The organism is Burkholderia seminalis DSM 23518 (assembly GCF_902832885.1).
Taxonomy (GTDB): Bacteria; Pseudomonadota; Gammaproteobacteria; order Burkholderiales; family Burkholderiaceae; genus Burkholderia; species Burkholderia seminalis.
The window spans coordinates 23,172-32,438 of sequence record NZ_CADFDK010000026.1; the positions used below are offsets into that span (position 1 = coordinate 23,172).

Sequence of the window (9,267 nt, forward strand, 5' to 3'; positions counted from 1 at the left end):
CAGTGTCGTTCGATGTCGTCAGCTATCCCGTATCCAGAAAAACCCAGAATAATCAGGGCTATCCCCCAAAAAATCCTCTTGTTTACTTCCAATTGATTGCATAGAATCGCATCAAAGGGTGTAGATAGAGGTGTGGATATGGCAACGAAATCGGCAGGCGGGCTCCACAAGCTTTCTCCGGTGGGTGTCAGCAAAATGAAGGATCCGGGCTTCCACAACGATGGAGGCGGCCTGTACCTGCAGGTGTCGCCGACTCTGACCAAGAGCTGGGTCTTTCGGTACAAGCTCCACGGGAAATCGAAGTGGATGGGGCTTGGCTCGCTCAATGCTGTATCCCTGGCTGATGCGCGCAAGAAGGCCGAGGACTGCCGCCGTTTGCTCGCTGACGGCACCGACCCGATGGAGGCGAAGAACACGCGCAAGGCCCAGGAGATGCTGAAGGCCGCCACATCGATGACTTTCTCGGAATGCGCAAAGGCATACATCGAGGCGCACTCGGCCGGTTGGAAGAACGCTAAGCACGCATCGCAGTGGACGAACACGATCGAAACCTACGCCGCGCCGGTGATCGGGGCGTTGGCGATCCAGGATGTCGATACTGGGCTGGTGTTGCGCATCCTCGAGCCGATGTGGAAGGACAAGACCGAGACTGCCAGCCGCCTGCGCGGCCGCCTCGAAAACATCCTTGACTGGGCTACGGTTCGGGGACTCCGCCGCGGGGATAACCCTGCGCGCTGGCGCGGGCATCTCGAAGCGCTCCTGCCGGCCCGCGAGAAGGTCCGGGCTGTACGTCCCATGCCGGCATTGCCGTTCACCCAAGCCGGCGCCTTCATGGTCGATCTGCGTACTCGTGAAGGTCTCGCAGCGCTCGCGCTCGAGTTCCAAATCCTGACGGCGGCACGTTCCGGCGAGGTGCGTGGCGCAACTTGGGAAGAGTTCGATCTGGACGCGAAGGTCTGGACCATCCCCGCAGCGCGCATGAAGATGAAGGTTGAGCACTCGGTCCCGCTTTCCACACGCGCGGCGGCGATCGTCGAGCGCCTGAGCAAGGCGAAGACCGGCCCGCTCGTCTTTTCCGCGGGCGAGAAGCCGCTTTCAGACATGACGCTGGCTGCCGTGATCAAGCGCATGAACGGCGACGGTGAACTGCCGATATGGCGCGACCCGAAGCAACAAAATGCTGCGGTTGTCCCGCATGGTTTCCGCTCGACGTTCCGCGACTGGGCGGCCGAGCGCACGAGCTATGCCAGCGAAGTCGTCGAGATGGCACTCGCGCACGCAATCGGCAACAAGGTCGAAGCAGCGTATCGGCGCGGCGATCTGTTCGAGAAGCGCCGCCGGCTGATGAACGAGTGGGCGAAGTTCTGCGCGACAGCAGCCGCCTCGTCTACCGTGGCGTCGATCGGTACGGCGCGCACAGCAGCATAGATGAAGGACCGTGCCTGACGGTATCAGGGAGGCGGCGACGCGGGTGCTGGAACACTTTGCGTCGCCTGACCACAACCAAGCTTGAAGGAGCTTGAATCATGGCTGAAGTCGATTGTATCGCTCGTAGCTCGGCCGCTACCGACGAGGAAGTTTCGCAGGTAGCTAACCGGATTGAGCATCTGCTCCAATCGCTCGTGGCAATGCACGATCTGTGCGTCGAAAAAATCCGCAATCCGACCAATGACGAAACGTGGTCGTTTGTTCTCTTGCGGGAGTTGTTGCGTTCGGCCGCCCGCGATGCTGAAAACTGCACAGAAACTCTCCGTGGCACTCCGGGCGACATAGGTTACTTCCCGGGGCATTTCGGACGCATCTAGTATCAGAGAGCGGCAGTCAAGGTGTTGGCGCACCAAGACCGCCTGACCAAAACACGGCCTATATAGGAGGTCCGTTATGGCTAATAGCAATTCTACCCCTGCACAAGCGGCACCTGAAAATGCCACGGAGTTGGCTCAACTCGACCGTTTGCTCGTCGACCAGATCGGCTCAGCCTGGAAGATCCACAACACGCTGGCATTCATGGTTGAAGCGCTGCCAGATGATGTGGAGAGCGCACTGCCCGTGCACTGCACGCTTGTTGACTTGAAGCTCGACATGGATAAGTTGGCAAGCGCCATGATGAATCTCGGCGATCAGATGAGACGGTGCGCCATGTCGAATCTCGGCGCAACCGAGAACGCCCCGTTCACCTCCGAATATCGGAAAGGCGTTGCCGCGGCAGTAGATCAACTGCGTGTGTGGAAAACGGTGGAAATGCCTAATCCCCGCAAGCTTGCGAGGCAGTGGGAAAGCGGAGTGAGTCAACGGCTTGGGGATCAGAGGGCGGGTTTTAGCGAAACTATCGCCGCCTATCTGTGGGGTCTCATGTGCATGGGCGAACCGTACCTCGACAACTGGGATCCGCTCGAAGACATTGCCGAGACTGAGGTGAGCCATGGCTGACAATGTTCGCGATCTTCCCGTTCCAAAGAGGTCGGGGCGCCGCCGGGTGAGATCCGTGTCAGACGCACCGACTGCCAAAGTACTGGAAATGGCACGACGTCGAGAGCCGCAACTTGAGACGCCCGAGCAAATGTCCGCGCGATTGAGGTCCGTACAAGATGAGATCGCTTGGCATCTTCTCCAGGCGATTCTTGCCGCTAAACGGATCTATCCCAAACCCACAACCACATGACCCACCATTGGTCGCGCGTAACCTCGCTTGAGCGTGCGCTTTCTGGAGCTGACTATGAGGCTCGAACAATACGAAACCCGCGATCGTGCCTATGGCATTTGGCATCGCGCCCCTTCGATCGGCCGTTACCTGCGCGCCGATCAAGCTGAAGCACTGACGATGGTCGACCTGGACTCGGTGCTGTATGCCGAGTACGACAACGACGCGAAGGTTCCGTTGGCGCTCGTCGAGGTCGCACGTGACATCGGACAGGAGAAGCCGGCGGGCGTCATGCAGCACCTCGCGCGACTCGCGAACGTGCCAGCATACGTGGCTCTATACACGGCGGCGCCCGCGGCAAATCCGAGCAATCCAAACTGGGATGACATCGCGAGTTTCCGCGTGCGGCGCATGTGGCCGCAGCCGGAGCCCGGGTGGCGCGTGCTCACGCCGAGGCAGTGGGCCCGAGCGCTCGTGCAAATCCGCGGCTGGCAGATGCGTCGGTTCGAGGCCAGGGAAGCCGCAAACGATCCGACGTTCTAGTGCGGCGTGTACGCGCTGCGAGGCGCATAATCGCTTTGCTCCCGTCTAGGCCGACGGGCCGAAAGCCGGACACCTTCGCCGGCCGGCGGGAGCGCCGAACGAGGGTTGCGTGTGAAGGTGCGCAATGGATCAACAGAAGCGAGGCCGCGGGCGCCCGCGCAACGCTGAGTCGCCCGACCGTGAGCGGCGAGAGGATGTCCGGAAGGACGAAATCATTGCTCGTTGTGTGCACCATCTCGTCTGGTTCGGATTCCCAGAAGACAGGGTTTACGAAACCGTGGCACGTTGCGTGTTCGACGTGCTGCGCCGTCACAATCATGCAGATGAGCCTGGCCCCCTGCGCGGGCGCCAGATCGAGCACATCTATAAAACATGGCGAGAGCATGGCAGCGGCAGGCATGGACGAAGGCTCTTCACGAAAGAGTCTCTGCAGGCCCGTGCTCCCGCTGGGCGATCAATAGCAGATCTCGCAATCGAGATGCTGCGCAACGAGGGCGATCCTCAACTCGAAAGGCCAGTGCTCGAGTCGTTCACCTACGTTGATCCGTGGACGGGTGACGAGAAAGAGCAGACTCGCTACATCGAGAGCATGCCTGCCCCCGCCTTGGTCCTCACACCGAAGATGGCGGCGGAGCTTTTAGTGCGTCGGGCCGGCGGGCGTCTTGTTGCCCTCGGGAAAGATCGCGCATCCACCGTTCGCTTCAAGGGAAAACGGGGCAATTAAATGGGCTTCTAGGATCGCGCTCCGTAACCTGAGATCACTTGCTAACCAATGCAGGCAAGTGACCTCGAATGGAGCGCGTAATGCAAGAGCCAACTATCCCCTTCGCCGATCGTTGCCTTCGCCCGAAGGCTGCCGCAGCCAAGCTCGGCATTAGTGTCAGCACCTTATTCCGGTACGCCAAGAATGATCCGGCCTTCCCGAAGGGCATCAAGATGTCCACCGCGTGCACTCTGTACCGCGAGTCGGAGCTTGAACGGTATCTGAGCTTCCGCGCTGCCCATCAACCGGCCGTTGCCGCGTAATCGGAGTGGCGATGAATCCCACCGACTACATCGCCGGCGAGCGTGCAGCCGCTGAGGTACTGGCATACATACAGGTTGGCGTCGCGCTGCCCGATGAACTCGAATCGGCATTTTCCCGTTTGAGCAGCGAGGCGTCGCGTAGCGGGTTCTTCCGCGTTGTCCAGAAGCACATTGAACGGCGGCGGGAAGCCTGATGATCACAACCCGCGACCAGGCGCTCAAGACGCTGCACGCCACGCCGGCCGGCGACTATGAAGCGCGGATGCGCGCGGGGCTTGCGGCGCAGAAGGCTGGGCTTGATTTTCTGGACTGGGTGCAATGGCTTGAGTCTCACGGCCATCCGGTCGACCGGGAAGTGCTGGACCGCTTGTGGTACCTGTTCCAATTCGTCTCTGCGCGCGCCATGCGGATCCTCTTCCTGACCACTCTGATCCGGGAGGCCGCTTGAGCACTGTCCGGAGCATGCGGGACATGAATGCCGTGCTCGCTACGGCACGCAGGGAGGCTGGAGAGGATATGCCGACCGGCTGGGATTCGTCACCGGCCTCGGACCGCCAGGCCTACGTGATCCGTCGCGCGAGCGAACTGTCCGATATTCCCGCGGCGCTGATGCGCATTAGCGGCGTAGCTCCGGAAGAAGGCTTGCTTGCCGTCTATGGCCCTCCTGGGTCCGGAAAGTCGTTCCTGGTGGACGACATGGCTATCGCAATCGCGGGCGGTACCTCTTGGTTCGGACGACACGTGGGGCAGGCACCTGTCGCGCTGGTCGTTCTTGAAGGCGCGGCCGGCAAGGGAAAGCGATTCAAGGCGTGGTGCACGCACAACCGCGAAGCGCTGCCCGATCAACTCTACGTCATCGTCTCGCAGCCGGTCGACCTTCGCTCGATCGATGACGTCAGCCGCCTTAACGAAGCTCTCGTGCAGGCCGGCGTCGTCAACGGCGTGGTGATTATCGACACGCTCGCCCAGGCGGCGCCTGGCTACGACGAGAACTCCGGGCAGGACATGAGCATGGTGCTGGCCGGCTGCCGGATGATTCAGCAAACCGTCGGCGGCCTTGTCGTGCTGGTGCATCACACCCGCAAGGATGACGCGAAGAGCCTGCGGGGCCATAGCAGTCTGCTCGCGGCACTGGACGGCGCAATCGAGGTCAGGCGTAGCGGTGATCAGCGGGAATGGGTGATCGCCAAGGCCAAGGACGATGCCGACGGCGGGTCTCATTCATTCCGGCTGCAAACCGTCGATCTCGGCGTGGACGACGATGGTGAGCCGATCACCAGTTGCGTGGTCGTTCCGGAGGATGCGCCATCCGCTAGTGTGTCGCGTACAGGCCGGCTGCCCGCAGGATCCAAAATCGGACTAGAAGCGCTGCGTGAGGCGATCGCGGACAAGGGCCGGACGATGGCTGGCTCCAGCAGCATCCCCAAGGGCGTGCGTGCGATTGAGGAAGAGGACTGGCGCCGTCAGTTCTATCTGCGCTACGGGAGTGACGAGGGCACGGCCGATACCAAAAGCAAGGCGTTTCGTCGCGCGAAGCAGGATCTCTTGGGCCGCGGACTTGTGATGATGTCGGCGCCGTTCGTCTGGATGGTGGGCAAGTGAGCGCGAAAAACACCCGGACAAACCGGACAAATTGCCTCCGGACAACCCCGGACACGACCCGGACAAATACGCACGCGCGTTCGCTCCTTCGGTTGATCACCCGAATCTCTGCAAGCCATGCTGCATGGGCCTTCCGCCGCAATTGCGTACTTGCCACCCGGACATTTGTCCGGCCTATGTCCGGCCCTGTCCGCCCCGGACGGACACGGACACACCCCTATAAGGGGTGTCCGGTGTCCGGGTCCGGTGTCCAAGCAGGTGCAAGTGGTGCGGAAAACACAGCTTCAAGGAGCGTCGCGATCGGTGGTGATGACGCTGCAGGTGCTGACACGTTCAGGGGTGAGAAGAGGGCAATTTCCCCTGAAATATGTTGGCGAGCAGCATTTTTTGAAACACAACCCATAGGAGTGCTAAATGGCGGCAGAGCAAGAACGGCTCAAATCCTGGAGCGACTTCATGGGCGCGGTGCATGCCGGCAAGCGTGGCGACTACGGTCCTGCCAAGGCGATCGTGGAGCGCGTGCGGGCTCGGTTTGGCGACCATGCGGCAGCAGCGCAGCGTCGGGAGCTGTGGCGGCTTATTCGAGCGGGAGTGCCGAAATGATCTACGGAGAGATGGAGCGAGCGCAGAGCGTTGCTAGCCGATGCGCGCAGCAAGGAATCAAGGCTGATGGCAATGAGATCGTGCGCGAGCTAGTGGATGAGCTGTCCAGGTCCGGCGCGCGGATGCCGGAATCGACACGCGACGTTCTGCGACACGCTGCAGCTCAGGTGCTTTTGCTGCTGAGAGAGGTGTCGAAATGAGCGCACGGCGGAGGGTGTGTCCGCCTACTGGCTATATGCAGAAAGGCAATCGAGCCGATCAAGAATCGTATCCACACCTATATCAACACCTGAGGCGAGAAATGGGCCTGAAATCGAGAGCGAAGGGAAAGGTCGGCGAGCGCGAGATCGCGCGCATTGTCGCCAGCCTGACCGGATGGACTGTGATCCGCAAGGTGCGCCAGCGCGACGGTGAATCCGACCTTGAAGGTGTCCCCGGCTGGAGCGTGGAGTGCAAGCGGTATGCAACCGCGACCCGAGCCGATATCCGCGAGTGGTACGCGCAGGCAGCACGCCAGGCGACGGCAGAGGGCAAGCTGCCCGTCCTGTTTTATCGCCTCGATCGAGACGAATGGCGCGCCGTGTGGCCGGTGTCGATCGGGCTGGCGGTACAGCACGGTTGCATGTGGAGCGGCTACGAGTGGACCTGCGAGGGTTCAGTTGAGGCCTGGGCGGCGATCGCTGCTGATTGCGTGGCGAGGCAGCAAGGAGCGACGACATGACCATCGACGCACTGGTAGCAGGAACGCTGTTCAAGGAGCCGGAAGAGCGCCCAGGACAGAGCGGCAGGACCTTCGTCACGGCGACCGTCCGCGCGGCCGATGGCGGCGGCGAATCGCTGTTCGTCTCTGTTGTGGCGTTCAGCAACACGGCGAAGGCCACATTGCTTGCGCTTGAGGACGGCGACAGTGTGGCGCTCACCGGGGCGCTCAAGATCGGCACGTATGAGGCACGCGACGGGTCGGTGAAGCCGAACGTCAGCATGGTGGCGGCGCAGGTGCTCACTGCTTACCACGTGCAGCGCAAGCGCAAGGCAGTTGCCGATGCCGGTGACAAGAAGCAACCCGCAATGGCTGGCGGGATGGACGACAGCCTCGACGACCTCTAACCAACTCCGAAGGACACAGCTATGTCTGACGTAACCGCAACCACCGACCAGCAACCCACGCTGCAGACGCTGGCGCAGCGCCTTGAAGACATGAGGCAGCGGCCATGGGTCGAGTTCACCGACATCGAGAAGATGCGGTGGGATCTGAGCCTCGACCTGTTGCTCGGTCTGGCACGCGCTGTCATTGCACTCCAGTCGGCGACGCCCGCTGCTGATAGCGCATCGCAGCCCGCCGCCGTCGCCAACCCGCCGACTGACGATCAACTGCGCGTGCTGATTGTGCCGCTCGTGGCCGAAGCCATCAGCGCTGCATTCGGCAAGCTCGAGACCGTCGCCGCTCCTGCCGCTGCTCCGCAGGCATCGAGTGACGTGATGCCCACCACGACCGCATGAGGTAACGAACGATGCAACAGATCAACGAACCCGAAGACCTGCCACGCGATTCCGAGGCCTTGGCGCCGCTCGTGCAATCCGATGCGTCTGCACACCAACCGGAGGCCGACGAGCCGCTGGCAGGTGAATCCGATGCACCGGCTGCAGTGATCGATGAATTTCCGCTCGACGATACTGCAGCCGGTAGCTGGATGCGCGCCGATGTCATGGCCTACGCCAGGATGCAGACCGAGCCGTTCACCTCGAGCGATGTGCTTGTAGATGCCCTGCACATGGTCCGTGATGACGGTCCGCAGTGGAAAGCCGGCGAGATGGCTGTGGCGAAGATCCTACGCGAGCTGGGCTATGACAGGCATCAGCGCCGCGTCAACGGCGAACGTCAGAACCTCTGGAGCAAGCTAGCCGAACCTCAGGACGAGGCGACGCAGGCCGCGCATGTCGATCAGACTCCATTCTTGACGGAGACACCCAACACCGTCATCGGCGACGCGGCGGACGATGACGTGGGCAATGCACCGTCGACGTCGGCCGAGCCCGCGAAACCGACAGAGCCGGCCGAGAGCGCTTGCACGCGTTACCAAGAAATGACCGCTCGTCAGACCGAGATCAAGCGCAAGCTTGCCGACGCGAAGAGGGCCTCGCACTTCGCGACCGAATCTCGCAAGAAGGCAGCGCTTGCCGCTGTGGATGGCGGATTCAAAGCCGAGGCTGACTATTACAAGGCAGTCGAGGCGGACAAGGCAGCCAGTGCGCACGTCGAGCAACTGACTGCAGCACTCGAGTCGCTGGATAGCGACCTCCAGCGTGCGAGCTTGTACGCCGAGGCTGAGCGACGCGTGCAGCAATGCAACGCCGTGCGTGATATGGCGCGCGTGGTTGAGGGCTACGGCCCCCGCATTGAAGGCTTGCTGGTTGATCTGGGCAAAGCTGTGTCCGGCTACATGCATGACATCAACGTCGTCTATCGGAGGTCGTGGTCCGTGATGACGGGGGCTCGAGAGGTCGCCGCGCCGCAGACTGACCCCGTTGCATGCGCTTTGATGGGCCAGTTCCTGCGCTCGTCCGGCCTCGATCCCGAGTTCTTCACTGACCTGACGTCGCATGGCATGAATGGACTTTTGCGGTACGAGTCGCCCTCGCAGATCGTCGACATGCAGCTCGCCAACATCACCGATCGTCTGGTCGACAACTACATGGACATGATCGTGGTGCGCGAAGGCGAACCGGAAGCAGAGGACGACGACTGTAATGCTGCGGCGCGAGCCTATCCGAACTTTTGTGTGCGAGGCATAAACTGACGGCCAAGGAGCCACGTTATGCCACGCAAACGTAAGGAAGAAGCGACAGTAGAA

The 9,267-nt window shown here is 61.6% G+C and carries 15 protein-coding genes; all 15 read left to right on the forward strand.

Annotation, left to right across the window (positions count from 1 at the left end):
- The first annotated feature begins 138 nt into the window (after window positions 1-138).
- The gene (locus HWX00_RS35690; protein ID WP_175029207.1) at window positions 139-1,428 is read left to right on the forward strand and encodes a tyrosine-type recombinase/integrase; all 1,290 of its coding nucleotides are present in this window, start codon (window positions 139-141) and stop codon (window positions 1,426-1,428) included.
- Between the two features lie 98 nt (window positions 1,429-1,526).
- The gene (locus tag HWX00_RS35695) at window positions 1,527-1,805 is read left to right on the forward strand and encodes a hypothetical protein (protein WP_175029208.1); all 279 of its coding nucleotides are present in this window, start codon (window positions 1,527-1,529) and stop codon (window positions 1,803-1,805) included.
- 76 nt (window positions 1,806-1,881) lie between these two features.
- On the forward strand, window positions 1,882-2,430 hold the full coding sequence (locus HWX00_RS35700) for a hypothetical protein (protein WP_175029209.1): 549 nt from the start codon (window positions 1,882-1,884) through the stop codon (window positions 2,428-2,430).
- 286 nt (window positions 2,431-2,716) lie between these two features.
- Window positions 2,717-3,184, forward strand: a complete 468-nt coding sequence (locus HWX00_RS35705) for a hypothetical protein (protein WP_175029210.1) — start codon at window positions 2,717-2,719, stop codon at window positions 3,182-3,184.
- A gap of 124 nt (window positions 3,185-3,308) precedes the next feature.
- Window positions 3,309-3,908 (forward strand): hypothetical protein, encoded by a 600-nt coding sequence (locus tag HWX00_RS35710; RefSeq protein ID WP_175029211.1) that lies wholly within the window; start codon window positions 3,309-3,311, stop codon window positions 3,906-3,908.
- Between the two features lie 80 nt (window positions 3,909-3,988).
- Window positions 3,989-4,210 (forward strand): helix-turn-helix transcriptional regulator, encoded by a 222-nt coding sequence (locus HWX00_RS35715; RefSeq protein ID WP_175029212.1) that lies wholly within the window; start codon window positions 3,989-3,991, stop codon window positions 4,208-4,210.
- 11 nt (window positions 4,211-4,221) lie between these two features.
- Window positions 4,222-4,404, forward strand: coding sequence for a hypothetical protein (locus HWX00_RS35720; RefSeq protein WP_175029213.1), 183 nt, complete (start codon window positions 4,222-4,224; stop codon window positions 4,402-4,404).
- Window positions 4,404-4,658, forward strand: coding sequence for a hypothetical protein (locus tag HWX00_RS35725; RefSeq protein ID WP_175029214.1), 255 nt, complete (start codon window positions 4,404-4,406; stop codon window positions 4,656-4,658). The genes HWX00_RS35720 and HWX00_RS35725 overlap by 1 nt, the downstream gene beginning before the upstream one ends.
- A 23-nt stretch (window positions 4,659-4,681) precedes the next feature.
- Entirely contained in the window at window positions 4,682-5,812 is a 1,131-nt protein-coding gene (locus HWX00_RS35730; protein WP_175029215.1) for an AAA family ATPase, read from the forward strand.
- Between the two features lie 414 nt (window positions 5,813-6,226).
- Window positions 6,227-6,415, forward strand: a complete 189-nt coding sequence (locus HWX00_RS35735) for a hypothetical protein (protein ID WP_175029216.1) — start codon at window positions 6,227-6,229, stop codon at window positions 6,413-6,415.
- Window positions 6,412-6,615: a hypothetical protein gene (locus tag HWX00_RS35740; protein ID WP_175029217.1), complete on the forward strand. Its 204-nt coding sequence runs from the start codon at window positions 6,412-6,414 to the stop codon at window positions 6,613-6,615. The genes HWX00_RS35735 and HWX00_RS35740 overlap by 4 nt, the downstream gene beginning before the upstream one ends.
- A gap of 101 nt (window positions 6,616-6,716) precedes the next feature.
- The gene (locus HWX00_RS35745) at window positions 6,717-7,136 is read left to right on the forward strand and encodes a putative PDDEXK endonuclease (protein ID WP_175029218.1); all 420 of its coding nucleotides are present in this window, start codon (window positions 6,717-6,719) and stop codon (window positions 7,134-7,136) included.
- Complete coding sequence (locus HWX00_RS35750; RefSeq protein ID WP_175029219.1) at window positions 7,133-7,522, forward strand: single-stranded DNA-binding protein; 390 nt, start codon at window positions 7,133-7,135, stop codon at window positions 7,520-7,522. The genes HWX00_RS35745 and HWX00_RS35750 overlap by 4 nt, the downstream gene beginning before the upstream one ends.
- A 21-nt stretch (window positions 7,523-7,543) precedes the next feature.
- Window positions 7,544-7,915, forward strand: a complete 372-nt coding sequence (locus tag HWX00_RS35755) for a hypothetical protein (protein ID WP_175029220.1) — start codon at window positions 7,544-7,546, stop codon at window positions 7,913-7,915.
- Window positions 7,916-7,926: 11 nt separating this feature from the next.
- Window positions 7,927-9,213, forward strand: a complete 1,287-nt coding sequence (locus HWX00_RS35760; RefSeq protein WP_175029221.1) for a hypothetical protein — start codon at window positions 7,927-7,929, stop codon at window positions 9,211-9,213.
- Window positions 9,214-9,267 lie beyond the last annotated feature (54 nt).

Coding starts and splice junctions, on each gene's coding strand:
- HWX00_RS35720 (WP_175029213.1), top strand. CDS start 4,222: ATGAATCCCACCGACTACATCGCCGGCGAGCGTGCAGCCGCTGAGGTA.
- HWX00_RS35745 (WP_175029218.1), top strand. CDS start 6,717: ATGGGCCTGAAATCGAGAGCGAAGGGAAAGGTCGGCGAGCGCGAGATC.
- HWX00_RS35730 (WP_175029215.1), top strand. CDS start 4,682: ATGAATGCCGTGCTCGCTACGGCACGCAGGGAGGCTGGAGAGGATATG.
- HWX00_RS35740 (WP_175029217.1), top strand. CDS start 6,412: ATGATCTACGGAGAGATGGAGCGAGCGCAGAGCGTTGCTAGCCGATGC.
- HWX00_RS35700 (WP_175029209.1), top strand. CDS start 1,882: ATGGCTAATAGCAATTCTACCCCTGCACAAGCGGCACCTGAAAATGCC.
- HWX00_RS35695 (WP_175029208.1), top strand. CDS start 1,527: ATGGCTGAAGTCGATTGTATCGCTCGTAGCTCGGCCGCTACCGACGAG.
- HWX00_RS35760 (WP_175029221.1), top strand. CDS start 7,927: ATGCAACAGATCAACGAACCCGAAGACCTGCCACGCGATTCCGAGGCC.
- HWX00_RS35710 (WP_175029211.1), top strand. CDS start 3,309: ATGGATCAACAGAAGCGAGGCCGCGGGCGCCCGCGCAACGCTGAGTCG.
- HWX00_RS35690 (WP_175029207.1), top strand. CDS start 139: ATGGCAACGAAATCGGCAGGCGGGCTCCACAAGCTTTCTCCGGTGGGT.
- HWX00_RS35735 (WP_175029216.1), top strand. CDS start 6,227: ATGGCGGCAGAGCAAGAACGGCTCAAATCCTGGAGCGACTTCATGGGC.
- HWX00_RS35725 (WP_175029214.1), top strand. CDS start 4,404: ATGATCACAACCCGCGACCAGGCGCTCAAGACGCTGCACGCCACGCCG.
- HWX00_RS35715 (WP_175029212.1), top strand. CDS start 3,989: ATGCAAGAGCCAACTATCCCCTTCGCCGATCGTTGCCTTCGCCCGAAG.
- HWX00_RS35750 (WP_175029219.1), top strand. CDS start 7,133: ATGACCATCGACGCACTGGTAGCAGGAACGCTGTTCAAGGAGCCGGAA.
- HWX00_RS35705 (WP_175029210.1), top strand. CDS start 2,717: ATGAGGCTCGAACAATACGAAACCCGCGATCGTGCCTATGGCATTTGG.
- HWX00_RS35755 (WP_175029220.1), top strand. CDS start 7,544: ATGTCTGACGTAACCGCAACCACCGACCAGCAACCCACGCTGCAGACG.